Origin of the sequence: Marinobacter halodurans (assembly GCF_004327985.1) — a bacterium.
GTDB lineage: Bacteria > Pseudomonadota > Gammaproteobacteria > Pseudomonadales > Oleiphilaceae > Marinobacter_A > Marinobacter_A halodurans.
In genome coordinates this window covers 51,628-76,890 of sequence record NZ_SJDL01000003.1, presented here as the reverse complement: position 1 = coordinate 76,890, position 25,263 = coordinate 51,628, and the positions used below count along the sequence as shown (strand labels likewise).

Sequence of the window (25,263 nt, the reverse complement as noted above, 5' to 3'; positions counted from 1 at the left end):
CGGGAAGTGGCCTGCCGGAACCGGCTCGACGGCGTTCAGCCGATCTCGATCATCTCGAAGTCTTCCTTGCCGACGCCGCAATCCGGGCAGACCCAGTCCTCGGGGACGTCTTCCCACGCGGTTCCCGGCTCAATGCCGTCTTCCGGCCAGCCCTCGGCTTCGTCGTAGATCCAGCCACAGACAACGCACTGCCACTTTTTCATCGTCACTCCTCCAATTCCCGAACGGGTCGGGAATGATATTTGTTCTACAATCCGACATGCAATACATGCAGATCAACGGCCATTCATTGGGCCCGACATGATACCCGTTGTCCACGCGATGACCAATGCCAAGCAGGACAGGCTATTCCCCGGGACGGCCACAAACCGGCGCCTGGCGACCCTCCCCCCGGACGCCCCGCTTGGGTATAATGGCGAGCTTTTGGGGAGCCACCGGCGGTGTTCCCCCCCAAACAGGATGTGCACGGTATGACTGACTCCCACGACGAACTGCAACAGGTCTTCGACGAGGCCGACTGTCTCTGCACCGAGCAGGAGGTCCAGGCCGCGATCGAGCGGATGGCCGCCGCCATCACCGATACCCTCAAAGGCCGTGACCCGCTGCTGTTCTGTGTCATGAACGGCGGACTGATCCTGACCGGTCAACTGCTGACACGCCTGTGCTTCCCCTTGCAGGCGGAATACCTGCACGCCACCCGCTACCGCCAGGAGACCACCGGCGGCATCCTGGAATGGAAGCTGCGCCCGGATGTGGACATGCACGGGCGCACCGTGCTGATCGTCGACGACATCCTGGATGAAGGCACCACGCTCAACGCCATCGCCGACTACTGCATAGCCCAGGGTGCTGACGAGGTGCTGACCGCCGTGCTGGTGGACAAGCAACACGACCGCAAGGCCAGGCCCGGCCTGAAGGCGGACTTCACCGGACTGGATGTGGAAGACCGCTTCCTGTTCGGCTACGGCATGGACTACAAGGGCTACTGGCGGAACGCGCCCGGCATCTATGCCGTCAAGGGACTCTGACATCTCTGCCCGGCCGTCCGGCGCCATGGCGCTGCCCCGCGTACCGACCGCCCGCTGGTACCCGGGCGTCGCCGCCGCCCAGTTGATCCGGCCTCAGCCCATCGGTGACGCGCTTTACTGGCTGGAACTGGAAGGGTCGCTCACCCGCGCCCTTCAGCTGCGCTGCCGTGAGCGTTTCCACGTGGAGGTCCTGCGCGAGGGCTACGCCCGTCCGACCCTGGAAGAGGCCCGCACCCTCCACATCCCGTCCCGCCAACTGGCCTGGATCCGCGAAGTCCAGCTGTGCGGCGACGGCCAGCCCTGGGTGATGGCTCGCACCGTTATCCCGCTGGCGACGCTCCGGGGCCGCGGCCGGCGTCTGCGCCACCTGGGCGGGCGGCCACTGGGCGCCTTCCTGTTCAGTCAGCGGCGCTGGCAGCGCGGCCCGTTCCAGATCGGCCTGACACGCCAGCCCGCCCCCGGCCAGCCCGCGGTGGGCCGTCGGTCCCGCTTCCATCGCGGAAGCGATGCGCTGCTGGTCGGCGAATACTTCCTGCCCCGCCTGCTGCAAGGCAACAACAGCCACTGTTCACGCTGAGTGACGCGCTTCAAACCCGACGCCTCCCCTCGCTATAATCAGGCGGACGTCCATTTCACGCCAACAAGCCGAGCCGCCATGACCCTCGATTTCCTGCCCGAGCACCTGCAAGCCAAGCTGACCGCCTACATGCAGCTGTTACGGATCGACCGCCCGATCGGTACCCTGCTGCTGCTGTGGCCCACCTACTGGGCGCTCTGGCTGGCGGCCGCTGGCATGCCGGACCTTGGCAACATCCTGGTCTTCGGACTGGGTGTGTTCATGATGCGCGCGGCCGGCTGCGCCATTAACGACTTTGCCGATCGCAAGGTGGACGGCCACGTCAAGCGCACCAGGGCGCGGCCGCTGGCCACCGGCCAGATCGCGCCCGCCGAGGCCGTTATGCTGTTTTTGGGTCTGTGTCTGGCGTCGTTCCTGATGGTCGTGCTGTTCACCAACACGCTGACCCTGTACCTGTCGTTCGGCGGCCTGGTGCTGGCGTTTATCTATCCGTTCATGAAGCGCTTCACCCACCTGCCCCAACTGTTCCTGGGTGCCGCGTTCTCCTGGGCGATTCCCATGGCCTGGGCGGCGGAAGCCAATGAGGTCACGCGGCTGGCCTGGCTGCTGTTTACCGCCAATGTGCTCTGGACCGTGGCCTACGACACCCTCTACGCCATGGTCGACCGGGACGACGACCTGAAGATCGGCGTCAAGTCCACGGCCATCCTGTTCGGCGACGCCGACCGGCTCATCGTGGGCATCCTGCAGGCCCTGGTGATCCTGATCCTGGCCATGGTCGGCTCCCAGGCGGAACTGGGCGTGCTCTATTACCTGGGCCTGGTCGGTATGGCGGTGTTCTTTGCCTACCAGCAGCACCTGATCCGCTTGCGTGAGCGGGAAGCCTGCTTCCATGCCTTCCTCAACAACAACTGGGCCGGCGCCATCGTGTTTGCCGGTCTGTTCCTCGACACCCTGATGCGCTAGGGCGCCACTGCGCGCCCCGAGTCGATGACCGGCCGATCTGTCATATACTTGTAACAAAGTCAGGTTGTAATAAGCCAGCAACAAAGGAACCGGGGCGACGACCGCTCCAGCGTTCCGGAAACAGACTGAATTCAGGCACGCCTTCGCACAGCACCTGCAGCGAGCGGTCCAGGAGCCCGGCGCAGCCTGTTTCAGCGATTCCACAACCGCTGGTGATGACAAGGTAGGATGTCATGACGGGAAAAACAGTTCTCATCGTCGATGACGAAGCATCGATTCGCGAGATGATCGCCGTGGCCCTGGAGATGGCCGACTACGATTACCTCGAAGCTGCCGACGCGCTGGATGCGCACGCCATAATCGTGGACAGGAAACCGGACCTGGTCCTGCTGGACTGGATGCTGCCCGGCACCAGTGGGATCGAACTGGCGCGCCGGCTCAAGAAAGACGAAACCACGGCGGAAATTCCGATCATCATGCTCACCGCCAAGGTGGAGGAAGACAACAAGGTCCAGGGTCTGGAATCCGGGGCCGACGACTACATCACCAAGCCCTTTTCACCCCGGGAACTGGTCGCCCGCCTGAAGGCGGTGTTGCGCCGCACCACCCCGGCCGGTGTGGAGACCCCGGTGGAAGTGGACGGCCTGCACCTGGACCCCGCCAGTCATCGCGTCAGTACGCCCACGGGTGCCCTGGACATGGGGCCGACCGAATACAAGCTGCTCCAGTTTTTCATGACCCACCAGGAACGGGTGTATACTCGCGCACAACTGCTGGACCAGGTCTGGGGTGGCAATGTCTACGTGGAAGAACGCACGGTCGACGTCCATATCCGTCGATTGCGCAAGGCCCTGGGCGAGAAGTACGATCACCTGATCCAGACGGTCCGGGGCACCGGCTACCGGTTTTCCACCCGGGCGGCCTGACGGGCACCCCGTCACCGAATCGCAACCAGCCGCCCTGCGGCGCCCTGACAGGAACGCTCAATGCAGCACAGTTGGTCGCATCATCTGCGCCTGATCATTGGTGTTCTGCTGGCCTTTCTGCTGGTCGGCCTCTGGTTTGGACACCCTTTCATCGGCCTGACCGCGGGCCTGTTCGGCTATTTCATCTGGACGCTGATCCAGATGCGACGCCTGCACCACTGGCTCAGCAACCCCGACGAAGACAGCGAAGCCCCCGGCAGCATTGGGGTCTGGGGCGAGGTTTTCGACGGGCTGCACCGCATGCACCGGGCCCACCAGCGCAGCCTGGACCTCCTGCAAACCCGCATCAACCGCGTTCAGGAGTCCACCAATGCCATGCGCGACGGAGTCATCATGACCGATGCCGATGGCGCCATGGAATGGTGGAACTGGTCCGCCGAGTACCTGCTGGGCTTTCGCCGGGAAACCGACCGCGGTCAACCGATCCACAACCTGATCCGCAATCCGGCCTTCAAGGCCTACTTCGATGCCCGGGATTACCGTGACCCGCTGGAGCTGCGCTCACCGGCCAAACCGCACATCCATCTGCAGATCCAGATCAGCCTGTTCGGCGACGATGACCGCCTGATCGTGGCCAAGGACGTCACCCGCCTGTTCCAACTCGAGCAGATGCGGCGTGACTTCGTCTCCAACGTCTCCCATGAGATGCGCACGCCACTGACGGTCATCAGCGGCTACCTGGAAACCCTGTCGGATCACGCCGATGAGGTGCCGCCCAAGTGGCGCCGGGCACTGGGCACCATGTCCCAGCAGGCGGAGCGGATGGAAGCGCTGATCACCGACCTGATCCTGCTGGCCAAGCTGGAGACCGGTGAACAGCACATCGACGACCGGGTGACCGATGTGGCCGCGCTGATCCGCCAGACCTGCAGCGACGCCAAAGCCGTCAGTGGCGATTCGGGACACGTCATCGAGATGGACATTGGCGAGCGGCATCACCTGTTCGGCGACGAGAACCAGTTGCGCAGCGCGTTTTCCAACATCATCTTCAATGCGGTGAAGTACACGCCGGCCGGCGGCACCATCCAGGTGCGCTGGTACACCGACCGGGAAGGCGCCCACCTGTCAGTGAAGGACAGCGGTATCGGCATCGACCCGGTGCATATCCCGCGCCTGACCGAGCGCTTCTACCGGGCCGACCCCAGCCGTCACCAGCAGACCGGTGGTACCGGCCTGGGACTGGCCATTGTCAAGCATGTGCTGCTCAACCACGACGGGTCGCTGGAGATCAACAGCCAGCCCGGGGAAGGCAGCGAGTTCATCTGCCACTTCCCGCGCCAGCGCATTACCGAGGCACCCATCGAGACGGCCTGACGGCCCGTCCGGGAATCAGCCGCCAGCGCGGAAGCGGGCAATGAATCGGGACAGATCCTCCATCTTCTTGGGATCCTCGTCGACGAAACGAATCACCAGGCTGACAAAGTCGGTGTCCTGGCGCTTCTCGACCGCCTGCAACTGATGCACGTAGCCGTTCAGCCGCGCCACCTCGCCCTCGTTGATTTCGATATCCACCACCGCCTGGTCCAGGATGCCCGGAAAGGATTGATCGCGCTTGGCAATGACGCGGATCTCGGTGAGTGTGATGTCCTTGACCACGCAGCGCAGCACGGCATCGGCAAAACGGATCGCGGCCACACTGCGTGACTTGCTTGTAGCGGAGCGCTCGGGGGCTGGTGACGGTGCCTCCTTCGGCTTGCCGGTGAGCAGGGCGGCGGATTCCTTGAACGCATCGGCCGGGCCTTCCAGCGACTTGCCAGACGAGCTCATGGCGTCCTTCAGCCGACGTCCCATGACCTTGATGATCTTCTTGCTGAGGCCGTCGGGACTGAACGGCTTGCCCAGGTATTCCGACACGCCTTCCTGGACCGCCTCGATCACGTGGGTCTTGTCACCGCGGCTGGTGATCATGATGAACGGACAGCGCTGGTAGTGGTCCTGCTTCCGCATCCAGCGCAATAGCTCCAGCCCCGACATTTCCGGCATTTCCCAGTCGCACAGGATCAGATCGAAGGGCGTCCGGGTCATCAGGAACTGCGCCTTCTTGCCATTGGCAGCTTCGGTGATATCGATGACCGGAAAACGCGTGCGGACGGTCCGCTTGACCAGATCCCGCACAAAGCTGGCGTCATCGACCACCAGCGCCTTGAGTGTCGCCATACTACGGCCCCTTCAACAATTACTGATGACAACTATAGACCAGACAGCCCCGACTACCCCGGGACCGCTCCCCGCAGCGTACCCGAATTATTCCCGGTTTCCTTAAAAAATTGTCACCCGGGGCCGCAAGGGGCGGTGTTTTCCGCGACCCAAAACAGGCTACCATGCGGATTCCCCGGACTCGCAGCGAGAGGACGCTTTTGTGACACGACGAACACCTGCCATGCGCACCCTGGGCGGTCTGTTGATGGCCGGCTTCCTTTCCCCGGCCCTGGCCCAGACGGATGAGGGAACCACCCCATTCAGCGATTGTATCGCCAATCTCAAGGATCGCGCCCTGCAAGCAGGCATATCCGCGCACACCACGGCGGATGTCCTCGACCACGTCAGCATGCTCGACCGGGTGATCGAGCTGGACCGCCGCCAGCCGGAGTTCACCACGACCTTTGCCGACTACCTCAACCGGCGGGTCAACGAGGATCGGATCAGCAAGGGCCGGGAGCTGCTGCGCAGCCAGTCCGACCTGCTGCATCGCGTTACGGCAAAAACCGGGGTGCCCGGGCCTTACCTGCTCGCCTTCTGGGGCCTGGAAACCAATTTCGGCACCTATTTCGGCAAGATGTCCGTACCCAGCGCCCTGGCCACCCTGGCCTGCGACCATCGGCGCAGCAACTACTTTTCCGGCGAACTGATCTCGGCCCTGCGCATCATCGACGAGGGCGCCATCGACCGCGAGCAGATGGAAGGCTCCTGGGCCGGCGCCATGGGCCACGTGCAGTTCATGCCATCGGTATTCCTGCGCTACGCGGTGGACGCCGACGGCGACGGGAAGCGGGATCTCTGGCACAGCATCCCCGACGCCATGATGTCCGCCGGCAATTTCCTGCAGAACCTGGGCTGGGACGGCGACTATCGCTGGGGCCGTGAAGTCCGGCTGCCGAAGGATTTCGACTACAGCCTGGCCGGCCTGCAACGGGGCAAGCCCCTGACCGAATGGCGCAAGCTGGGTGTGACCGATGCCTTCGGCAATACCCTGCCAAAAGCCGATATCAACGCCGCCCTGCTGGTACCGGCCGGCCATGAGGGTCCGGCCTTCCTGGTCTACCACAACTTCCACGTGATCATGGGCTGGAACCGCTCGGAATACTACGCGCTGGCCGTTGGCCACCTGGCGGACCGGATCGCCGGCGCCGGCGGTCTGCAGAACCCACCACCGGAGGACGCGCCGCGCCTTTCCCGGACTGAAGTCGAGGGCCTCCAGAAAGCGCTGAACGCCCGCGGCTACGATGCCGGCAAGCCCGACGGCATTCTGGGGCCGGCCACACGCAGTGCCATCCGCGATTTCCAGAAAGACCAGAACCTGATCGCCGACGGCTTCCCGGACAAGACCCTGTTCGAGGCGCTGGACGTCAAACTCACCGATCCGGATGCGGGCTGAGGGCATGGACGACAAGCCCGAAATCCTCGACACCCAACTGGTCGCCCGCAGCCGCCTGTTCGGCATCGAATCGGTCCACCTGCGTTTCAGCAACGGCGTTGAACGGGCGTTCGAAAGACTGCGCACGCCGCCCCTCGCCGGCGTCATGTGCGTCCCTCTGCTGGATGACGATACGGTCGTACTGATTCGCGAGTACGGTGCGGGCCTCGAGGCCTATCAGCTCACCCTGCCCAAAGGCGCCTACGAACACGGCGAGGACTGGCGCCAGGCGGCCAACCGTGAATTGCGGGAGGAAATCGGCTACGGCGCCCGCTCCCTGACCCATCTCAAGGATATGAGCCTGTCACCCGGCTACATGGGCCACAAGATTCGTGTCGTGATTGCTCGGGATCTCTATGAAGAGTGGCTCGAAGGCGACGAACCCGAACCGCTGGAGGTGCTGACCTGGAAGCTGTCGGATCTGGAATCACTGGTGATGCGCGAGGATGTGACCGAGGCGCGGATGATTGCGGCGCTGTATATGGTGCGGGAGTCTATTGCCCAACGTCGCGGCAGGTAGATGGGAAGAACGACAGGAAACCGGTCGGTTACGATGCACCCAACCGGTTTCCCATCAGGCAGTACTCGTCAAACCACGGATTTCCGGCGACGCGCAGCTGCTAACCCCAACAGTCCGGTCCCCAAAAGGGCCAGGGTCCCGGGCTCGGGAACGGAAGCGGCAACCGCTTCGTACTCGATGGTCAGCTTGGATTTGGTGATGTAGAAATCCCCGCCCAATGAGGCCAGAGTGACCTGGAAGACACCATCCCAGAGACTGGCCACATCGATGGTGTAGTTATACACACCGGAATCGACCTCACCAATATCCCAGGTACCGTCTTCTCCAAACCCGAAGCCATACTCCATGAGATCCCAGCACCCCGAATCGTCCAGGAGCCAGATAGCCAAAGAGGCACTGATCAGGTTGGCGGCAGGAGGATCAAAGGTGAACTGATGCTTCCAGGTCACCCAGTCACTGAAGCCGTCCAGCTTGTTAACGTCGCCCCAGTGGTGATCCACATAATCTTCAGGCGCATTGGTGCCGGACGCTGTGAACGTTGTTGTGTCCGTCAACGTAATGGGTGTGGCACTGACGACGCTTGCGGCACCCAGCAGCAAGGCCGCGCCAACTAATTTTATTAACGTTTGCATACATCTTCCCTCGCAGTTCTTTTATCCTGAACGCTAGCAAAACTCTGGTAGCAAAAAGAAGGCCAAAAATTAAACCATTGTTTAATAAGCCATTTAAAAAACCCTGATGTAACAGGTGTAAATAATCCAGACAGAAAAGAGCCGCACCCTGTAAGGGGCGTGATCCCTGCCAATTCCGGTGGAATGCCGTACACTCCACGCCAACTATCCAAGAACCGACAATAGCGATACCCCCATGCGCCTCGATTTCCTGATTGCCAACGGCACCGGTTTGTCCCGCAAGGACGCCCGCCGCGCCCTGATGGCCAGCCGAGTGACCCTTGATGGCGTTGTCTGCCGCAAGGCCGCCACCCAACTTTCCGGCGAGGAGGACGTGAGACTCGATGGCGAGCCGGTTGCCCTCACCGGCGAGCGCTACCTGATGCTCCACAAGCCCCTCGACGTGGTCAGCGCCACCCGCGACAGCGAACACACCACAGTGCTTGACCTGCTGCCGCCGGATCTACGCCGCAACCTGCATGTGGCCGGCCGACTGGATCGGGACACCACCGGCCTGCTACTGCTCACCACCGACGGCCAATGGTCGCATCGGGTGACGTCGCCACGGTCGCGGTGCAACAAAACCTATCGGGTGGATCTGGCGGAGGCCTGGACCGAGGACATGCTGGCCTCCCTCCGCAACGGCGTGACGCTCAAGGGGGAACCGAAACCGACGGCGCCGGCCCAGGTCGAGGTGTTGGGAGACAGGCAACTTCGCTTGATTATCAGCGAAGGACGCTACCACCAGGTCAAGCGCATGCTGGCGGCGGTGGGTAATCACGTGGACGCATTGCACCGGGAAGCCATCGGCGCCGTCCGCCTGGATCCGGTGCTGGCGCCCGGCGACTATCGCGCCCTGACCCGGAAAGAAATCGACAGCTTTGGCTGAAACACCGCGCGGCGAATCAGTCGGTCTCGAAACGACCGGCCTCGCGGTTCTTGCGGGCCTTGCGCGGGTCGAGGATCTGACCGTTCATGGCCACATAAACCCCTTCCGGCAGGCTCTGTAGGGCGCCCAGCGCGAAACCGACGTTGAAAGGGGCATCGGTCAGCCGCATTCGGGAGGGCTGCATGGCGCCGGTCAGAACGATGGTTTTGCCGGTAATATCCAGCAGCCGACGGGCCGTTTCCACCATGGTGTCTGTGCCGTGGGTGATCAGGACCCGGGGCTCCACGGCAGAAATCACCGCCTCCCGGATCGCCTCCCGGTCCTCATCGGTCATGTCCAGGCTGTCCTTGCGGAACACCGACTGCAGCCGATAGGGCATCTGCACCTGGGCCAACCGGGCAATCTCCGGGAATTCACTCTCGCCCGTGGTGAATTCACTCTTGGCATCGAAATAGACCTTGTCGATCGTGCCGCCTGTGGTCAGCACCAGCAGTCCATTATCACTCATGGTCCCGGTTCTCCCGTTCACAACATGCTATGGATCGACCTTGGCTGTCGTTGTTGCCGTCGATCCGGTCGACTCTTTAGCGTAGTACGCATTGCGCCGATTCTCATAATCCCTGGCCGCTCTGGCAATGGCCCCGCCGTGACCGGTGGTCAGCCAGCGCTTGACCCGGCCGGCATCCCCGATCGGCGTACGTGTCCCGAAGGAGTCCAGCAGCACGGAAATCACCTCGCGGCCATCCACCCGCGTCACCAGGATCAGGCAACGCCCGGCCTCGTTGAGATACCCCGTCTTGCTCAGCTCCACCTGCCAGCTTTTCCGGTGCACCAGGACATTGGTGTTGCCGAAGGCCAGCGAATAGCGCGGCTGGCGAAAGTGGGCGGTGTAGTATTCGGTGGTGGTGTACCGGCGCAGCTCGGGATGCCTGAAAGCCGCGCGCACCAGCTTCACCAGGTCGCCAGCCGAGGAGTGATTCTTCGGCGACAGGCCGGTGGGCTCGACAAAATGACTGTGGGTCATCCCCAGTTCCCGCGCCTTGGCGTTCATGGCGCCCACGAAGGCGTCAAAACCACCGGGATAATGGCGGGCCAGGGTGTAGGCCGCCAGGTTTTCCGAGGACATCAGGGCGATCCGCAGCATGTCGCCCCGTTTCAGGCTGGAACCGATGCGAATGCGGGAGTAGCCGTTGTTCGGCGCTGCCCGGTGGCGCTTGTAGACCTCGATCCACTCGTCCAGCGGCTGGCCGGCGTCCATTACCACCACCGCCGTCATCAACTTGGTGACCGAGGCAATCGGCACGGACCGGTCGGGATGCTTACTGTAGATCAGGTCCCCATCGTCCATGTAGGCGACGGCGGCGTTGACCGACGCCAGTTCCAGGTTGGCTGGATCCGGCGCGGCCCAGGCGCGGGCTGCCAGGCCCAGCCACAGGAAAAGAAAAAGAAACTGCGGTCTGCATCCGCCCCATAGCATACTGACCTGACCTCCGGGCTGGGAGTCTGCGCGTTGGAAGGAGCACAGACTTCGATGGCTGGTTTTGTCGATTCTCTGGGGCAACGTTTATACACGGATGCCCCAAAGAATTCAGCCCCGACCGGGCGTTTGTAACAAACCGCCCGGTCAACGGGCCTTTCAGCCAAAGAATACGTAACGCCCGCCGGACGCGACCACAATCACGACCAGCCCCAGAATCAGGTTGATCCCGACAAAGCGCCGGATCTGCCCGATCCGGCGACCGGCTTCGGGGATATCGTTGGCGGCCACAGCCTGCTTCAGGCGCCGGAAGGGCGCGAACCAGACGTGCATGAACAACAGCATCATGACGATACCCAGGGCGATCATGACGTGGATGTGCCAGCCGGCGCCGGCCATGCCGTTGAAATACAGGAACAGGGTCGTCAGCCCGGTCACCAGCAGGACGGCGATCGCGGCCCAGACCCAGGCAAAGAAACGGGTCAGCGTCTGGCACCACAGCGGAGCCCGTTGGGCCGGTTCCAGCACGCTGGCCGCCGCCGGTCGCAACGCCATGTAGGCAAAGAACATTCCCCCGACCCAGATCACGGCCGCCAGGGTATGCAGGGCTATCAGGTATCCCATGGTGATCACTCCTTCACTTGGACTGATCGCACTCTACCAGATAGCGACGGACAGATGGGGCCGCCGATGCGCCGGCTAACCCCGGGACACGGGATGGCCCGGGGCTTACCCGGCCCCGGATCAGGCGTGTTCGGCGATGAACGCGTCGAGCGCGCCGGCGCCAACCGCACCCACCTGGGTGCCGACCGGTTCCCCGTCCTTGAACAGCATCAGTGTGGGGATCGAGCGAATGCCGAATTTCACCGCCAGTTCGCCCTGGGCATCCACGTCCACCTTGGCAATCCGGAGACTGTCGGCACGTTCATCGGCCAGATCTTCCAGCAGGGGCGCAATGGATTTGCAGGGCCCGCACCAGGCCGCCCAGAAATCCACCAGCACGGGCTTGTCCGACTGCAGGACTTCGCTGTCGAATGTGTCGACTGTGACTGCAACAGGTTGAGTCATGATTTCTCCTCCTCGGTGTTGAGCCGATGCCGTTGGGTCATCGACGATTTATAGACCGGTCTACTACAGAACTCTGTCAAAAAAAGACGGTCAGGGTGGACCGTCCTTTCATTTCATTCGGCAACCCTGCCGCTCACACCCGGCAGCGTCAGGCCGCGGGCACGGGAACGCCAAGCACCGTTTCGAAGAACAGGGTCGCGAAGCGCTCCATCGGGGCCACCGACTTGCTCACCTTGGCCCGCAGGGTCGCGCCCTGCCAGCCCATCTGCAGCAACTGCGCCAGGGCATCCGGATCAACGGGACTTTCGAAATCGCCCCGGTCGCGGGCCTCGGCCAGGCAGTCGGCAAACCGGCGCTGCCAGGCACTGAAGATGCTGTCCAGCCGTTCCCGGAAGGCTTCGTTCTGGCCGGCCAGTTCCTGCCCCAGGTTGCCGATCAGGCAGCCACGGCAGAAATCGCAGGCCGCCATATCGGCAATGGCGCTGTCCAGGTACCGGCGAATCCGCACCAGCGGCGGTTGGCCGGAGTCCCCCAGCGTGCTGTCGAGCCGGGCATCCGAGGCGGCCGCAAAGTCGTCGATCACCGCCAGCCCGAAATCTTCCTTACTGCTGAAGTAGTAATAGAAAGACCCCTTGGGCACCCCAGCTTCCTTCAACACCACGTTGATGCCGGTGTTGTTGAAGCCGCGCCGGGCGATGATGTCGCTGCCCACGCGGATCAGCTCGGTCCGGGTTTCATTGCCGGGTTTGGCCTGGGGCCTGGAAAGCGTACTCATCATGTTTTTATATTAGACCAGTCGTCTAGTTATCGTCAAATGGATTGGTGAGCGGGGGAATCCGTCCATCCCCCCACCCCGCTAACTCCCCTCAGAAGGCGTCGGTCACCGCGCCTTTGGAGGCTGAGTTGACCGTCCGCGCGTACTTGGCCAGCACCCCGCGCGGATAACGTGGGGCCGGCGCCTGCCAGCGGGCCCGGCGGGCCTCCATTTCATCGTCGGAAATGGCCAGCTCGATGGTGTTCGCCTCGGCATCGATGGTAATGGTATCGCCATCCTCCACCAGTGCAATCGGTCCGCCCTCCTGGGCCTCCGGGGTAATATGGCCCACCACGAAACCATGGCTGCCACCGGAGAAGCGGCCATCGGTGATCAATGCCACGTCGCTTCCCAGCCCCTTGCCCATGATCGCCGAGGTCGGGGTCAGCATTTCGCGCATGCCGGGTCCGCCCTTGGGGCCCTCGTAACGGATCACCAGGACGTCACCGGCCACCACGGTTCCGTCCATGATCCGGGCCTGGGCCTCTTCCTCGGAATGGAACACCCGCGCCCGGCCGGAAAAGTGGGTGCCTTCCTTGCCAGTGATCTTGGCCACCGCGCCGGTCGGCGCCAGGTTACCCCGCAGGATCCGCAGGTGGCTGTCTTTCTTGATCGGGTTATCCAGGGCATGCACGATCGCCTGGCCGTCCGGATAGGGCGCCACGTCGGCCAGGTTTTGCGCCAGGGTCTGGCCGGTGACGGTCAGGCAGTCGCCGTGCAGCATGCCCGCATCCAGCAGCATTTTCATCAGCGGCTGGATGCCGCCGATGGCCACCAGTTCCGACATCATGTAGTGGCCACTGGGGCGCAGGTCCGCCAGCACCGGCACCCGCTTGCCGATACGCACGAAATCGTCGATCTCCAGGTCCACTTCCGCAGTGCTGGCCATGGCCAGCAGGTGCAGTACAGCGTTGGTGGAGCCGCCCAGGGCGATAACCACAGTGATGGCGTTCTCGAACGCCTTGCGGGTCATGATGTCGCGGGGCTTGATGTCCCTATCCAGCAGGTTGAGCACCGCCGCGCCGGCGGCCCGGCAGTCGGCTTCCTTGGTTTCCGAGACCGCATTCTGCGCCGAGCTGCCCGGCAGGCTCATGCCCATGGCTTCGATGGCCGAGGCCATGGTGTTGGCGGTGTACATACCGCCACAGGAACCCGGCCCGGGAATCGCCGTCTCCTCGATCTGCTTCACCTGGATCAGGTCCATGTCACCCTTGGCGTAGGCCCCCACTGCCTCGAACACGGAGATGATGTCGGTATGGTTCTCGCCGGGCTGGATGGTGCCGCCGTAGACGAACACCGACGGCCGGTTCAGGCGTGCCAGGCCCATTATGCAGCCCGGCATGTTCTTGTCGCAGCCGCCGATGGCCACCAGGCCGTCAAATCCCTCGCAACCGGCCACGGTTTCGATGGAGTCGGCGATCACCTCCCGCGACACCAGCGAATACTTCATACCCTCGGTGCCGTTGGCGATGCCGTCGGATACCGTGATGGTGTTGAAGATCAGGCTCTTGCCGCCGGCCTCGTCGGCACCACTGGCGGCCTCCCGGGCCAGGCCGTCGATGTGCATGTTGCAGGGGGTCAGGTTGCTCCAGGTGGAGGCGATGCCCACCTGCGGGCGCTTGAAGTCCTCATCGGTAAAGCCCACCGCGCGCAGCATGGCGCGGCTGGCGGATTTCCCGAGGCCATCGACCACGGGACCCGAATAACGGCGACGCTTGTCTTCGCTCATAGTCTCCCCCGTTGCGCCACACCCGTCCGGTCCGGGCGGCGCTTATCCTTTCTTTGTGAATATCAGCAGACGATTGTTCGCCGGCATGTCCTGCGCCGTCACGAACGCCAGGTGGTGGTCCGCGGCCCACCCGATCACCTCGGCCTCATCCCTGAGGCCGCTGTCGGGATCACGCCCGCGCAACCACCCGTCCAGTGCGGCGTTGCCCGCACTGGTGTATTGCCCCTCCCGGTTGAAGGGGCCATAAGCCGCAAACCAGCCACTTTCGACCAGGGCTCCTGCGGCACAGCACAGCAAGCTGTCCACCACCGGCCCGCCCACAAAATGCAGCGTATTGGCCGTAAACACACCGTCAAAGTCACGGGGCGGCGGTTCGTCCCGGGTTACATCCAGCACCCATGGTGGCGGCAGGTTGGGCAGGCCGGCGTCCGACTGCCAGGCCAGCAGGCCGGCATGGGCTTCGGCCACATCGCTCAGTTGCCATTGCACCTGCGGCTCCCGGCCGGCAATGAAAACCCCGTGCTGGCCGGTCCCGCTGCCCAGTTCCAGCCAGCGGCCGCCCGCTTCCAGGTAGGGGTGCAGGGCTTCGGCGATCGGTGCCTGGTTCCGCAGGCAATGTTCGGCAACCGGCTTCATGCAGGTTCGCTCCCAATGGACATCGCCTCAGGGTAACACCCCAGTGTGCCGTCGGGTTAATACGCCGATAGGCCAGACACCCGGGCGTTTACAGGAAAAGGCACGGCCCGGAACCGGCGGGCCATGCTCCGGCCCCTTCAAAAGAGGCAATGCAAGAAAGCATTAAATGAAGTAAAATATGCGCAAATTCAGCGTGTTACAACATTTTACCGTGTGTAAATGAACGGTAACTGGTGACGACAGGTTGGACATCCCCTGTCCAGGACGGGCCCATGCCGGAACGGAAGCACCCCAACATAAAGCGAGGCCATCATGGCTGATCCGCACACGCCGCGGGATCGCTACCGGATATGGCTTCCGCTGGCCCTGTTCCTGTTACTCGGTACCTACGGCTACCTGGTCAACCTGACGCCGACTGCCACCTCGGAGGCCACCAGCCCTGTACTTCCGCCGCTGTTGCCGACGGCATCGACGGAGCCGGTCCGGTCGCCGGTCAGTTACACGCTGGCCAGCCTGGACCAGGTACTGGCGGATCGATCCTGGCACCAGGACGCGGGCTGGCAGACGCTGGCGCCAACCGACAACGGCCTGGGGTACCTGGATGGCCCCGCCACTTTCCGCGTCAGGCTCGACAACCCGACCGCAGAGGCCATCCCCCTGCTCCTGGATATCCAGGCGCCATCGCTGGATCAGGTGAGGGCAACCCGAATCACCGGTGACGGAACGCCGCACACATTGCCGACCCTCGGCGACCGCTTCCCGTTCCGCGACCGTCTGGTGGACCTGCCGTCGCTGATCTGGCCCCTGCGCCTTGCGCCGCGCAGCCAGGAAACGCTCCTGTTCGAGGTCGTCAACGCCGGCCCCACGCTCTTCCCGCTGCACCTGTCCCATCCCGAACACCTGCTGAGCGATGTCGGCAGCGTGATTGCCTGGAAAGCCGCCATCTACGGCGTCCTCGTCTTTGCCCTGGTGTTCGACCTGGCCCTGTTGCTGACCTTGCGCAGCATGGCCGCCGCCTGGCTGACGTGCCTGCTGGCCAGCATCCTGTTCAGTCAACTGTGCGTTGACGGCTTTGGGCTCTGGCTGGTGTGGCCCCACTGGCCGGTGCTGGGCAACCTGCTCACCCCCATGCTGGCCCTGGGCGCAGTGGCGCTGCTGGGCTTTGCCCGGCATTTCCTCCACCTCACCGGGCGCGCGACGCTACTGTGCCAGGGCACCGCCGCCATCCTGCTGCTGCTGGCGCTGGTTGCTCCCCTGCGCCTCCCCCTGGTCGGTCAGGGGACCGTGTTGCTGGCCGGCAGCGCCACCCTGGCGCTGGTCCTGGGCCTGTCGTTACTGCGCTGGCGGTCCAGCGCCGCGGCGCGCCATCTCACCATCGCCCTGCTCCTGCTGATGGCCGGCGCGGCGATATCGATGGCGCGCACGGTGGGCTGGATACCGGTGAACTCCCTCACCAGTTCGGGTTTCTATCTGGGCACCGGAGCCGCGGCCGTCTTTCTAACGCTGGTTGTCGGCTATCGGCTGGTGGAAGAGCGACGGCGGCGACTCAACGCCACCCTCAAGGTGGTGGAGGAACGTCGTTTGCGGGCCCGGCTGGAACAGGACTACCACCAGTTGATGGTCTCGCACCGGGTGACCGGCCGCCCGGACCGGTCCGCCATCGAGCAGACGCTGGATCAGTTGACCGCCTCCCATGCACCGTTTGTGGTGGGGCTGCTGCGCCTGGAACGCTACGGTGAGATCGAGCGGGCTCTGGGCTACCAGGAAGCGGAGAGCCTGTTGCGCAAGTACCTCGCCCATCTCAGCCGTTTCCTGGAAGCCACCTTCCCGCGCCAGTTGGTCCTATTCCGCGGCCATCCCCTGGGCACCGTGGATACCTTCAACCATGTCATCGCCCTGAGGACCGACGTCGACAGCATTCCCTGGAACGACGTCCGTACCTGGCTGGAACAGGCGTTCAGCGAGGATCACTATGCCTTCAGCTGGATGGCCCGGCTGGGGCTGGCCTACGCCCCGGAACACGGCAGCAGCGGCAGCGAGCTGATTTCCCGGGCCGGCTTTGCCGCCCTCTCCACCGACGTCACCATCAACGTGTACGACCCCTACACCGAGCGCAAGCAGAACCTGCAGCACTTCCTGATCCTGGATCTGGACCGGGCCCTGCGTACCGGCGGTATCCAGTTGCATTATCAACCCAAGATCTGCCTGCAGAACGATACCGTGATTGCCTATGAGGCGCTGATCCGCTGGCAGCATCCCGAATACGGCGCCATCACCCCCGGCCAGTGGATTCCGTTCGCCGAGCAGGTGGGTGCCATCCACGGCGTCACCCTGTGGGCCATCGAGCGGGCGGCGCAGGATCTGGCCGCCCTGGAGCACCAGAGCGGTTGCCCGGTTACGGTGTCGGTGAACATTTCCGCCCGGGACCTGGCCCGTACCGACTTCCACGGCGATGCCCTGGCGATCCTGGCCCGCCATCGCGTCTCGCCCCAACGCCTGATGCTGGAAATCACCGAAACCGCGGTGATGCGGGATGTGGACCAGGCCCGCCAGACGTTGGAAAAGTTGAGCCATGCCGGCTTCCGCATCGCCCTGGACGACTTCGGCACCGGCTATTCTTCGCTGAGCGCCCTGGCCACCTTCAACCTGGACGAACTCAAGATCGACCGCAGCTTCCTCACCGATATTCCCACCGATGCCGTGCGCCAGCGCATCTTCCACGCCGCCGTGGAACTGGGCGAGGCCCTGGGTCTGCGGATTGTGGTGGAGGGCGTGGAGTCCGAAGCCGTGGCCCAATGGCTCAGGCGCTACCCCGGACTCTGCGGGCAGGGTTACTTCTGGGGCCGGCCGGCACCGCTGGCCTCGTCGTCCGTCAGTGGATACGACGCAGTCCAAAGCGATTGACCAACCCCACCCCCATGGCGTAGCTGCGCGGCACGAAGCGCTTGGTGCGCCAGATCAGGCGGGCGTCGAACTGGGGCATGACGTAGAGATCGCCGCGCCGGTGGGCGTCCAGCGTCATCCGTACCACCCTGTCCGGCGAGACACCGAAACGGTCCATCAGCCGATGGAACAGCTTTGAGGTGTCGCCGGTAATGCGCCCATTGGCGCCGATATTGGTCTTGACCAGGGTCGGGCACAGGGCCGTCACCCTGACGCCGGTCCCGGCCAGTTCGGCCGAGAGCGTTTCGCTGAGCGCCAGCGCTCCCGCCTTGGACACGTTGTAGGGCCCCATCAGCGGCGCCGCGGAATAGCTGGCGGTGGAGGCGACGTTGATAATGCCGCCATAGCCCTGTTCCCGCAGCTTCGGCGCAAACACATGGCAGCCGTGGATCACGCCCCACAGGTTGATGCCCAGCGTCCATTTCCAGTCCGCCATGGTGGTCTCCCCCACCGGCATGCCGCCAACGCCGACGCCGGCGTTGTTGACCACTAGGCTGACCGGCTCGGCCAGCAGCGCTTCGGCATCCCGGGCCAGCTTCTGCACGGCGCTGAGCTTGCTGACATCGCAGACCACCGCATGGGCTTCACCACCGGACGCCCGGATGTCGTCGGCGGTTGCCCGGGCGCTGGCCTCGTTGATATCCGAACACAGCACCGCACCGCCACGGCGGGCGATCTCCAGCGCAAAGGCGCGGCCGATCCCGCTCCCCGCACCGGTTACGACTGCAGAAACCGGAGGCTCCGGTTTCTGGGGCAAACGACTTCCGAACATGGGCCACCTACACTGATTGGGATGTGAGGGCTGCCGATCAGCCCAGCCTGTGGAAAAACTAAAGTGAAGACTTGTTCGGATTCAATTCGGAAAAAATATGGCGAGAAAACCGCAACAGGAACGTTCCAGGGCGACCGTCAACGCCATTGTCGAGGCCGGCTTCATTGCCATGGCCGAGCGCGGTCCGGCCGCGACGACCACCCGCCAGATCGCCGATATTGCCGGGGTTGGCGTGGGTTCGCTGTACGAGTACTTCGACAACAAGGAGGCGGTCTTCAGCGAGATGTCCCAGCGTTTCGTGGCCGACACGGTGGCCATGATCCAGCCCCGGGTGCCCCAACTCGTTCGGATGCCGATTGCCGAGGCGGTCAAGGCCCTGCTGCAGGCCTTCCGGGAATTCCTGCAACAGAACGACGGGCGTTATCTCAGTTGCGTGCAGCACGCCATGACACTGGATTTCGAGATGTACCTGGAGCCCCTGCAGAAGGCGCTGTCGGACCTGGTCACCCAGTACCTGATGCACCACCCCGAGACGCTGCAGATCCGCAACATCCCCACCATGAGTTACATCATGATCCACGGTGGCATCTTCGCGGTGGTCCGGCACCTGACGGATCCCAGTCCGCCGATCAGCTTCGCTGAGCTGGCCGACGGGCTGGCCAACATGGTGGGTCACTACACCGAGCAGGAAATCCGCATCGCCCGGGCCGCCCGTGACCGGCTGGCGCAGGCGGACCAGGACGTTGACGCCGGTTCAACCGATAAACTGGGGCGCGAAGCCGTAGTTCCAGATCAGCACAGAACCGATACGGGTGGTGACCAGGATCACCAGGGCAACCGTCAATACCGCACCGGCGTAGACGATGGCCCGTTCCCGCTGGATCCCCATGACGATCGGTAAGCCGTCGAACAGCAGGTATCCGGCGTAGGCCGCGGCAGCGAGGAAGACCAGGGCGTTGAACCAGGGCACCGGGTAGAGCAAGGCAAAGCCGGCCAGGAACATCGGGGTCGCCGCGTAGGCCGCCAGGGCCATGCCATTGGACTTGTCGTCTTCACTCTTGGCGCCGTAGGTATTGGCCATCCAGTCAATCATCCAGCCCAGCGCGAGTACACCGACCAGCATGGCGATATAGGTCAGTACGCTGAGTTGGATGGCACTGATGTTGGACAGCTTGATCAGACGCTCATTACCCACGGTCCAACCGAACATCGCCGTGGAAATGTAGGCGCAGACCGGTCCGATGGCCGCCAGGACCAGAACGTAAGCCCATAACACATGCCAGGGGGTCTCGTGTTCCCTGCGGATTTCCGCCCATTCGCTGTCTGGATGCGTAAACAGACCGAAAGCATGTTTGAGAAGCATAGCCCTCTCCCTCTCGTTGTTCGACGGATGCCGAAACGGCCTCCAGTGCCCCTTAACACTATCTCAGCATAGATCAAACCGGGAAAACCGGTTAACAATTGTACAAGCCGCAGGATCGGACGGATCTTTCTCCGACCCGCCTTTGACTGCAATAGACGACCGGTCTAGGTTAGGGAGCCTCTGGTCCACGCCCCGAATGCCCTCAACCAAGGAGGTCTTTATGAAGAGCGAAGCATTGGAGTACACCATCGATGGCCAGCGCTACATCGGCCATATCGCCTATGACGACAGCCAGGGCGGCCCGCGTCCGGGCATCATCCTGGTCCATGAGTGGTGGGGGCTGAACGATTTTGTCCGCGAACAGGCGGAGAAGCTGGCCGCGGAAGGCTACACCGCCTTTGCGATCGACATGTATGGGGACGCCAGGCAGGCGGAGAGCCCGGACGAGGCCAAATCCATGATGCTGGCGGTCAAGGATGCGCCGGGCGAGCTGGAGAAGCGTTACCGGGCGGCCCTGGAGGTGCTCAAGTCGCACGACAGCGTCGACCCGGAACGCATCGCCTCCCAGGGTTACTGCTTCGGCGGCGCGGTCTCGCTCAACATGGCCCGGCTGGGCCTGGACCTGAAGGGCGTGGTCAGCTTCCACGGCAACCTGGGTACCGAGATCGCCATCAGGCCGGGAGACATCAGGGGGCACCTGCAAATATACGCTGGCGGTGCCGATGCCATGATTCCGCCATCCCAGGTGGCGGCTTTCGTGGAGGAAATGCAGGAAGCCGGCGTGCGTTTCGACCTGATCAGCTACCCCGGCGCCCAGCATGGCTTTACCAATCCGGGCGCCACCGCCAAGGGCCGGAAATTCGGCTTCCCGGTAGGCTACGACGCCGATGCGGCACAGGACGCCTGGGAAGGTGCCCTGGCCTTCTACCGGCGGCTGTTCGGCTGATGCCCGCAGGCGACGGGCGCCGCACCCGCAGCGCCCGTCATGCTCAACCGCGCGGATCGGTCTCCGGAACCATCGGCTGATCACGGTTGCGATCGCGGAACGAGAGGAGACTCTCCACGCCGGTGAAATCCACCACGTCATTGAACTGCAGCCAGTCCACCAGGCTGTACAGGCACATGGCCGGGTACTGCCAGGCGGCGAACCCGCCCGCGTCCACCATGGCAGCCAGTGTCCGCATCGACATCATGATGCGCTCGCGCTGGAGGTTGTAGAACGTCAGATCCTGCTCCACATCGATGCCGGACCTCTTCGACAGGACCATGATCACCGCCGAGTCGTTGACCGCATCGATCAGCGTCAACTGGTTTTCCTGCTCCCAGGTCAGAGGCCTATCGCCCCGCTTTGCGGCGATATAACGGGATATAACGCGGGAATCGAAAATCTCCTGTTCCCCGTCGATCAGGACAGGGACTTTCAAAGCCGGGTTATTACGTCGCAATTCATCCCGGCCTTCAGCGTAGATGTTCAGCTTGACGAACTCGTAGTCGGTATCGCCGAGCAGCAGTCGAATACGACGAACATAGGGCGAAGTGGTCGAACCGATCAGTTTCATGACGCCGTCCTGTTGGTTTCGGATGGGTGTTGGCAGGGTGCCGGACTTCAAGTGTAACCTACCCGCCCATCGCTTTTCTCAGGCTGTGCAAGCCCGCTGGCGATCTGTCCCCGGGTCTCTTCCATCAATTCCTCCAGCGACAGGTCCTCGGTGGCAATCGGCGGATGAACGACCACCTCGATGGTGCCCGGGGTGAATGCCGCCGTCCCCTTGGGCAAACAGTGGTGACTGCCCCGGATGGTAATCGGCAGGACCGGCAGTTCCCTGTCCTTGGCAATCACGAAGCCGCCCTTCTTGAACGGCAGCAGCTGACCGTCCCAACTGCGGGTGCCTTCGGGAAACAGTAACACACTGGTGCCATCCGGCAGGCAGGCAACCGCCTCGCGCATGCTCTGCATGGCATCGCTGCCTTTGGCGCGGTCGATGAACAGGTTGCGGGACGCTTCCAGTGCCAGACCGAACAACGGCACCTTGCGCAGCTCCTTCTTGATCACCCAGCGGTACTGGAGGCCCAGGGCCAGCACCAGCGCCGGCGGATCCAGGTAGGAGGCGTGGTTGCTGAGGATCACATAGCGCCGGCCCGGTTCGATGTGTTCGCGGCCGGTCACCTTCAGGCGCATGCCGGTGACCTTGAACAGGATCCAGGCGTAGACCTGGGTGCCGTGGAACGCCATATCGCCGCGCCGGCCCAGCAACGCCGCGATGACGATCGGCAGGAACAGGAGCAGTGTCAGGGCCACCGCCCAGAACAGGATCCACACTGATTTCAGGGCTTTCATGGATTCGATACGGTCCTTGGCTTTCAGGGCCTTGTGCCAGACTTCATCCTACCTTCATGGCCCTGTCACGGATCACCGGCAGCCTGAAGTGGCTTTCCACCCATTTGATTGTAAAAGGATCTTACTATGAAACCAGTACGACATTGGCAGTGGCTGCTGTCACTGGCCATTCTCTTCAATGCCCTGGGCAGTGCCGACCTGCAGGCGGGCAGTTGGCGGGACGACGGGCGCGGCGACCGCTCCGACCGCGGCCATCATGGCCACCGTGGCCACGGCCACAGCAACATCCAACTGGGACCACGCCCCTACTTCCTGGTCAACGACATGGACGAGGGCCCGCTCAAGCGCCGGCTTCAGGCCTGCTTTGACAAGCCGGTGAAACGGACGGATTTCTCCATCGGCCATCGCGGCGCCCCGCTGCAGTTTCCCGAGCATACCCGCGAGGCCTATGTCGCCGCAGTCCGCATGGGTGCAGGCGTGGTGGAGTGCGATGTTGCCTTCACCAGGGATCGGCAACTGGTCTGCCGCCACGCCCAGGACGACCTGGCGACAACGACGAACATCGTCACCATACCCGAGCTGAACGCCAAGTGTACCCAGCCGTTCGTGCCGGCCAATCCCGCCAGCGGCACACCGGCCCGGGCCGAATGCCGGACCAGCGACATCACCCTGGCCGAGTTCAAACAGCTCAGGGGCAAGATGGACGGCTACAACCCCGAGGCCACCACCCCCGAGGAGTTCGTCCAGGGTACACCCGACTGGCGCACCGACCTCTATGCCACGGAAGGCACCCTGGTGACCCATCGCGAGAGCATCGCGCTGTTCCGGAAACTGGGCGTGAAGTTCACCCCCGAGCTCAAGGCCCCGGTTGAGGAAATGCCGTTCGAGGGCGATTACACACAGGAGGATTACGCACGGCAGATGATCCAGGATTACCGCGATGCCGGTATCGACCCGGCGGATGTCTGGCCGCAGTCCTTCCAGCTCGGGGATATCCTGTTCTGGATCCGTGAAACACCGGCCTTCGGCCGTCAGGCGGTCTTCCTCGACCAGCGTCCCAATGATCCGGAGGTCACCTCCCTCGCCTACCTGCGATCCCTGAAACGCCAGGGGGTCAACATCGTGGCCCCGCCGATCTGGAAGCTGATCGACCTGGACCCGTATGGCGACATCGGACCGTCGGACTATGCCCGCCACGCCAAAGCCGCCGGCCTGGACATGATCGCCTGGAGCCTTGAGCGCAGCGGTCCGCTGGCCGACGGGGGCGGCTGGTACTACCAGTCGGTGTCCGACGCCATCGACAACGACGGTGATATGTATACGGTGCTCGATGTGCTGGCACGGGACATCGGCGTGATGGCCGTTTTCTCCGACTGGCCGGCCACCACCACTTACTATGCCAACTGCATGAATCCCTGACCCCGCAAGGCCGGGCCGCCCGCTATTCGGCGAAGCGGCCCGGCCGGAAGGGATCCAGGTCCAGCGCCGGCGCCTCACCGTCGATCACCTGCGCGATCAGTTCGGCACTGCCGGCGGACAGGGTCCAGCCGAAGGTGCCGTGCCCGGTGTTGAGATACAGGTTATCCCGGGTACCGCGGCCGATCGCGGGCGGACCATCGGGGGTCATGGGACGGAAGCCCGTCCAGGTGGTCGCCTCGTCCATATCCGCCGCGCCCGGAAAGCGGGAGGCCACGGAGGTCCTGATGGTCTCCAGCCGCGCTTCGTGGATGCGCCGGTCGAAGTCCGCCAGCTCGACGAACCCGGTGGCGCGCAGCCGGTCACCCAGTCGTGTGGATACCACCTTGTAGTTGTCGTCGTGCACGGTCGAACGCGGTGCCCGCTCGGGATCGACCAGCGGTGCCGTCAGGGAATAGCCCTTCACCGGATAGAGCGGCAGGTGCAGACCCAGTGGCCGCAACAGTTCCGGCGAGGCGCAGCCGGCCGACATCACCACCGCGTCGGCCTCGATGCGCTCGACGGTGCCGCGGCTGTCGGTCACCTCCACCGCATTCACGCGATGATAGTCCGCCACCAGTCGCCGCACGGTCGTGTTATAGAGAAAACGGACGCCACGATCCCCGCAGGCCCGTGCCAACGCCTGTGAAAACAGGTGACAGTCGCCGGTGCCGTCGGTCCGGTATTGCAGGGCGCCGAACAGCGGCCCATCGCCGCGCATGCCCGGTTCCACCTCACGCACCTGGTCCGGCGTCAGGAGGGCGCTCTCTATCGCCAGTTCATCCAGCAACGCAGCGGTATCGGCGTACTCGGTCATGGCGGCCGGCGTACTGGCCAGGTGCAGGATCCCGGCGTGCTCGCCATCGAAAGACAGGTCGACGGCGTCCTCGATGGCCTGGAAACAGGTCCGGCTGTGCATGCCCAGGCGCAACATGGCCCGCTTGTTCAGGCCGTAGACACCGGGGGCATAGGCAAACCGCAGCGTATCCAGCAAGAAACGCAGGGTATTCAGGGAAGGCGGCATGCGCATTTTCAGCGGACCCTGACGGTCCAGCAACCACGGCAGGGCCTTGCGCACCATGGCCGCCGAGGCCCAGGGGTAGACCACACCGTAGGAACGCTGGCCGGCATTACCCTTGCTGGTCTCCTGGCCGGCCCCTTCCAGGCGTTCGATTACGGTAACCTGATGCCCGCGCTGATGCAGTGCCCAGGCGGTCGTCACGCCAACAACCCCTGCCCCGATAACCACAATGTGCATAGCTGCCTCCTTGACGTAATCCCCTATCACAGTGGCTGGGCCGACATCCGTCAACCGGGACGATATGGGTAGTTTCCGAAGGCGGGAGGGGAGAGGAAGGGAACCAGAAACAAAAAAGGCAGCCCGGAGGCTGCCCTTC

The 25,263-nt window shown here is 63.6% G+C and carries 25 protein-coding genes and 2 pseudogenes; 12 read left to right on the top strand and 15 right to left on the bottom strand.

Going from position 1 to position 25,263, the window contains the following annotated elements:
• Window positions 1-35: 35 nt before the first annotated feature.
• Window positions 36-203 (bottom strand): rubredoxin, encoded by a 168-nt coding sequence (gene rd, locus EZI54_RS02745; protein ID WP_123635153.1) that lies wholly within the window; start codon window positions 201-203, stop codon window positions 36-38.
• A gap of 267 nt (window positions 204-470) precedes the next feature.
• Between rd and EZI54_RS02740 the strand changes: the two genes are divergently transcribed.
• The 5 genes from EZI54_RS02740 to phoR all read left to right on the top strand — a co-directional run bounded on the left by EZI54_RS02740 (window position 471) and on the right by phoR (window position 4,871).
• Window positions 471-1,028 (top strand): hypoxanthine-guanine phosphoribosyltransferase, encoded by a 558-nt coding sequence (locus tag EZI54_RS02740; protein WP_131478793.1) that lies wholly within the window; start codon window positions 471-473, stop codon window positions 1,026-1,028.
• Window positions 1,009-1,605 (top strand): chorismate--pyruvate lyase family protein, encoded by a 597-nt coding sequence (locus tag EZI54_RS02735; RefSeq protein WP_131478791.1) that lies wholly within the window; start codon window positions 1,009-1,011, stop codon window positions 1,603-1,605. Before EZI54_RS02740 ends, EZI54_RS02735 begins: the two co-directional genes overlap by 20 nt.
• A 78-nt stretch (window positions 1,606-1,683) precedes the next feature.
• Window positions 1,684-2,571, top strand: coding sequence for a 4-hydroxybenzoate octaprenyltransferase (gene ubiA / locus EZI54_RS02730; RefSeq protein ID WP_131478789.1), 888 nt, complete (start codon window positions 1,684-1,686; stop codon window positions 2,569-2,571).
• 233 nt (window positions 2,572-2,804) lie between these two features.
• A complete protein-coding gene (gene phoB, locus EZI54_RS02725; RefSeq protein ID WP_131478787.1) occupies window positions 2,805-3,497 on the top strand; it encodes a phosphate regulon transcriptional regulator PhoB in 693 nt (230 codons plus the stop codon).
• A 60-nt stretch (window positions 3,498-3,557) separates the two neighbouring features.
• Complete coding sequence (phoR, locus tag EZI54_RS02720; protein WP_131478785.1) at window positions 3,558-4,871, top strand: phosphate regulon sensor histidine kinase PhoR; 1,314 nt, start codon at window positions 3,558-3,560, stop codon at window positions 4,869-4,871.
• A gap of 15 nt (window positions 4,872-4,886) precedes the next feature.
• On the opposite strand, the gene EZI54_RS02715 is transcribed toward phoR, so the two are convergent.
• Window positions 4,887-5,714, bottom strand: a complete 828-nt coding sequence (locus tag EZI54_RS02715) for a response regulator (RefSeq protein ID WP_131478783.1) — start codon at window positions 5,712-5,714, stop codon at window positions 4,887-4,889.
• 247 nt (window positions 5,715-5,961) lie between these two features.
• Here EZI54_RS02715 and EZI54_RS02710 point away from each other — a divergent pair, with 247 nt between their 5' ends.
• Window positions 5,962-7,152: a lytic murein transglycosylase gene (locus EZI54_RS02710; RefSeq protein WP_423226982.1), complete on the top strand. Its 1,191-nt coding sequence runs from the start codon at window positions 5,962-5,964 to the stop codon at window positions 7,150-7,152.
• A 4-nt stretch (window positions 7,153-7,156) separates the two neighbouring features.
• Window positions 7,157-7,711, top strand: a complete 555-nt coding sequence (gene nudE / locus EZI54_RS02705) for an ADP compounds hydrolase NudE (RefSeq protein ID WP_131478781.1) — start codon at window positions 7,157-7,159, stop codon at window positions 7,709-7,711.
• Window positions 7,712-7,779: 68 nt separating this feature from the next.
• Here nudE and EZI54_RS25405 read toward each other — a convergent pair.
• Window positions 7,780-7,878 (bottom strand): annotated as a pseudogene (locus EZI54_RS25405) (VPDSG-CTERM sorting domain-containing protein); the annotation flags it as partial.
• A 700-nt stretch (window positions 7,879-8,578) separates the two neighbouring features.
• Between EZI54_RS25405 and EZI54_RS02695 the strand changes: the two are divergent.
• A complete protein-coding gene (locus EZI54_RS02695) occupies window positions 8,579-9,271 on the top strand; it encodes a pseudouridine synthase (RefSeq protein WP_131478777.1) in 693 nt (230 codons plus the stop codon).
• A gap of 16 nt (window positions 9,272-9,287) precedes the next feature.
• Here the strand turns inward: EZI54_RS02695 and EZI54_RS02690 are convergent, their stop codons facing one another.
• From EZI54_RS02690 to EZI54_RS02660, 7 genes are all read right to left on the bottom strand, one after another.
• Window positions 9,288-9,779, bottom strand: a complete 492-nt coding sequence (locus EZI54_RS02690; protein WP_131478775.1) for an asparaginase domain-containing protein — start codon at window positions 9,777-9,779, stop codon at window positions 9,288-9,290.
• Window positions 9,780-9,806: 27 nt separating this feature from the next.
• Window positions 9,807-10,748 carry a D-alanyl-D-alanine endopeptidase gene (gene pbpG, locus EZI54_RS02685; RefSeq protein ID WP_131478774.1) on the bottom strand — a complete coding sequence of 314 codons (942 nt, stop codon included), beginning with the start codon at window positions 10,746-10,748 and terminating at the stop codon, window positions 9,807-9,809.
• A gap of 159 nt (window positions 10,749-10,907) precedes the next feature.
• Window positions 10,908-11,372 carry a CopD family protein gene (locus EZI54_RS02680; protein WP_131478772.1) on the bottom strand — a complete coding sequence of 155 codons (465 nt, stop codon included), beginning with the start codon at window positions 11,370-11,372 and terminating at the stop codon, window positions 10,908-10,910.
• 120 nt (window positions 11,373-11,492) lie between these two features.
• Window positions 11,493-11,816, bottom strand: a complete 324-nt coding sequence (gene trxA, locus EZI54_RS02675; RefSeq protein ID WP_131478770.1) for a thioredoxin — start codon at window positions 11,814-11,816, stop codon at window positions 11,493-11,495.
• Window positions 11,817-11,964: 148 nt separating this feature from the next.
• A complete protein-coding gene (locus EZI54_RS02670; protein WP_131478768.1) occupies window positions 11,965-12,594 on the bottom strand; it encodes a TetR/AcrR family transcriptional regulator in 630 nt (209 codons plus the stop codon).
• Between the two features lie 88 nt (window positions 12,595-12,682).
• Window positions 12,683-14,359, bottom strand: a complete 1,677-nt coding sequence (gene ilvD / locus EZI54_RS02665) for a dihydroxy-acid dehydratase (RefSeq protein WP_131478766.1) — start codon at window positions 14,357-14,359, stop codon at window positions 12,683-12,685.
• A gap of 42 nt (window positions 14,360-14,401) precedes the next feature.
• The gene (locus EZI54_RS02660) at window positions 14,402-14,995 is read right to left on the bottom strand and encodes a DUF938 domain-containing protein (RefSeq protein WP_131478764.1); all 594 of its coding nucleotides are present in this window, start codon (window positions 14,993-14,995) and stop codon (window positions 14,402-14,404) included.
• 312 nt (window positions 14,996-15,307) lie between these two features.
• On the opposite strand from EZI54_RS02660, the gene EZI54_RS02655 reads away from it, so the two are divergent.
• Complete coding sequence (locus EZI54_RS02655; RefSeq protein ID WP_131478762.1) at window positions 15,308-17,899, top strand: EAL domain-containing protein; 2,592 nt, start codon at window positions 15,308-15,310, stop codon at window positions 17,897-17,899.
• Here EZI54_RS02655 and EZI54_RS02650 read toward each other — a convergent pair.
• A complete protein-coding gene (locus EZI54_RS02650; protein WP_131478760.1) occupies window positions 17,868-18,710 on the bottom strand; it encodes an SDR family NAD(P)-dependent oxidoreductase in 843 nt (280 codons plus the stop codon). The genes EZI54_RS02655 and EZI54_RS02650 overlap by 32 nt on opposite strands.
• Window positions 18,711-18,807: 97 nt before the next feature.
• Here EZI54_RS02650 and EZI54_RS25260 point away from each other — a divergent pair.
• Window positions 18,808-18,984: pseudogene (locus EZI54_RS25260) on the top strand (helix-turn-helix domain-containing protein); the annotation flags it as partial.
• A gap of 480 nt (window positions 18,985-19,464) precedes the next feature.
• Here EZI54_RS25260 and EZI54_RS02640 read toward each other — a convergent pair.
• Complete coding sequence (locus tag EZI54_RS02640; RefSeq protein WP_131478759.1) at window positions 19,465-20,073, bottom strand: Yip1 family protein; 609 nt, start codon at window positions 20,071-20,073, stop codon at window positions 19,465-19,467.
• A gap of 220 nt (window positions 20,074-20,293) precedes the next feature.
• On the opposite strand from EZI54_RS02640, the gene EZI54_RS02635 reads away from it, so the two are divergent.
• A complete protein-coding gene (locus EZI54_RS02635; protein ID WP_131478757.1) occupies window positions 20,294-21,019 on the top strand; it encodes a dienelactone hydrolase family protein in 726 nt (241 codons plus the stop codon).
• Window positions 21,020-21,062: 43 nt separating this feature from the next.
• Here EZI54_RS02635 and EZI54_RS02630 read toward each other — a convergent pair whose 3' ends face one another.
• The gene (locus EZI54_RS02630; protein ID WP_131478755.1) at window positions 21,063-21,632 is read right to left on the bottom strand and encodes a glutathione S-transferase family protein; all 570 of its coding nucleotides are present in this window, start codon (window positions 21,630-21,632) and stop codon (window positions 21,063-21,065) included.
• Window positions 21,633-21,679: 47 nt separating this feature from the next.
• Window positions 21,680-22,411 carry a lysophospholipid acyltransferase family protein gene (locus EZI54_RS02625; RefSeq protein ID WP_131478753.1) on the bottom strand — a complete coding sequence of 244 codons (732 nt, stop codon included), beginning with the start codon at window positions 22,409-22,411 and terminating at the stop codon, window positions 21,680-21,682.
• Between the two features lie 126 nt (window positions 22,412-22,537).
• Here EZI54_RS02625 and EZI54_RS02620 point away from each other — a divergent pair, with 126 nt between their 5' ends.
• Window positions 22,538-23,830, top strand: a complete 1,293-nt coding sequence (locus EZI54_RS02620) for a glycerophosphodiester phosphodiesterase family protein (protein ID WP_131478751.1) — start codon at window positions 22,538-22,540, stop codon at window positions 23,828-23,830.
• A 22-nt stretch (window positions 23,831-23,852) separates the two neighbouring features.
• Here the strand turns inward: EZI54_RS02620 and EZI54_RS02615 are convergent, their stop codons facing one another.
• Window positions 23,853-25,124 (bottom strand): D-amino acid dehydrogenase, encoded by a 1,272-nt coding sequence (locus tag EZI54_RS02615; RefSeq protein ID WP_131478749.1) that lies wholly within the window; start codon window positions 25,122-25,124, stop codon window positions 23,853-23,855.
• Window positions 25,125-25,263: the final 139 nt, after the last annotated feature.

Coding starts and splice junctions, on each gene's coding strand:
- phoB (WP_131478787.1), top strand. CDS start 2,805: ATGACGGGAAAAACAGTTCTCATCGTCGATGACGAAGCATCGATTCGC.
- EZI54_RS02635 (WP_131478757.1), top strand. CDS start 20,294: ATGAAGAGCGAAGCATTGGAGTACACCATCGATGGCCAGCGCTACATC.
- EZI54_RS02630 (WP_131478755.1), bottom strand. CDS start 21,632: ATGAAACTGATCGGTTCGACCACTTCGCCCTATGTTCGTCGTATTCGA.
- trxA (WP_131478770.1), bottom strand. CDS start 11,816: ATGACTCAACCTGTTGCAGTCACAGTCGACACATTCGACAGCGAAGTC.
- rd (WP_123635153.1), bottom strand. CDS start 203: ATGAAAAAGTGGCAGTGCGTTGTCTGTGGCTGGATCTACGACGAAGCC.
- EZI54_RS02615 (WP_131478749.1), bottom strand. CDS start 25,124: ATGCACATTGTGGTTATCGGGGCAGGGGTTGTTGGCGTGACGACCGCC.
- EZI54_RS02735 (WP_131478791.1), top strand. CDS start 1,009: ATGCCGTCAAGGGACTCTGACATCTCTGCCCGGCCGTCCGGCGCCATG.
- EZI54_RS02690 (WP_131478775.1), bottom strand. CDS start 9,779: ATGAGTGATAATGGACTGCTGGTGCTGACCACAGGCGGCACGATCGAC.
- pbpG (WP_131478774.1), bottom strand. CDS start 10,748: ATGCTATGGGGCGGATGCAGACCGCAGTTTCTTTTTCTTTTCCTGTGG.
- EZI54_RS02710 (WP_423226982.1), top strand. CDS start 5,962: ATGGCCGGCTTCCTTTCCCCGGCCCTGGCCCAGACGGATGAGGGAACC.
- EZI54_RS02650 (WP_131478760.1), bottom strand. CDS start 18,710: ATGTTCGGAAGTCGTTTGCCCCAGAAACCGGAGCCTCCGGTTTCTGCA.
- ilvD (WP_131478766.1), bottom strand. CDS start 14,359: ATGAGCGAAGACAAGCGTCGCCGTTATTCGGGTCCCGTGGTCGATGGC.
- EZI54_RS02670 (WP_131478768.1), bottom strand. CDS start 12,594: ATGATGAGTACGCTTTCCAGGCCCCAGGCCAAACCCGGCAATGAAACC.
- ubiA (WP_131478789.1), top strand. CDS start 1,684: ATGACCCTCGATTTCCTGCCCGAGCACCTGCAAGCCAAGCTGACCGCC.
- EZI54_RS02655 (WP_131478762.1), top strand. CDS start 15,308: ATGGCTGATCCGCACACGCCGCGGGATCGCTACCGGATATGGCTTCCG.
- EZI54_RS02740 (WP_131478793.1), top strand. CDS start 471: ATGACTGACTCCCACGACGAACTGCAACAGGTCTTCGACGAGGCCGAC.
- nudE (WP_131478781.1), top strand. CDS start 7,157: ATGGACGACAAGCCCGAAATCCTCGACACCCAACTGGTCGCCCGCAGC.
- EZI54_RS02680 (WP_131478772.1), bottom strand. CDS start 11,372: ATGGGATACCTGATAGCCCTGCATACCCTGGCGGCCGTGATCTGGGTC.
- EZI54_RS02625 (WP_131478753.1), bottom strand. CDS start 22,411: ATGAAAGCCCTGAAATCAGTGTGGATCCTGTTCTGGGCGGTGGCCCTG.
- EZI54_RS02695 (WP_131478777.1), top strand. CDS start 8,579: ATGCGCCTCGATTTCCTGATTGCCAACGGCACCGGTTTGTCCCGCAAG.
- EZI54_RS02620 (WP_131478751.1), top strand. CDS start 22,538: ATGAAACCAGTACGACATTGGCAGTGGCTGCTGTCACTGGCCATTCTC.
- EZI54_RS02660 (WP_131478764.1), bottom strand. CDS start 14,995: ATGAAGCCGGTTGCCGAACATTGCCTGCGGAACCAGGCACCGATCGCC.
- phoR (WP_131478785.1), top strand. CDS start 3,558: ATGCAGCACAGTTGGTCGCATCATCTGCGCCTGATCATTGGTGTTCTG.
- EZI54_RS02715 (WP_131478783.1), bottom strand. CDS start 5,714: ATGGCGACACTCAAGGCGCTGGTGGTCGATGACGCCAGCTTTGTGCGG.
- EZI54_RS02640 (WP_131478759.1), bottom strand. CDS start 20,073: ATGCTTCTCAAACATGCTTTCGGTCTGTTTACGCATCCAGACAGCGAA.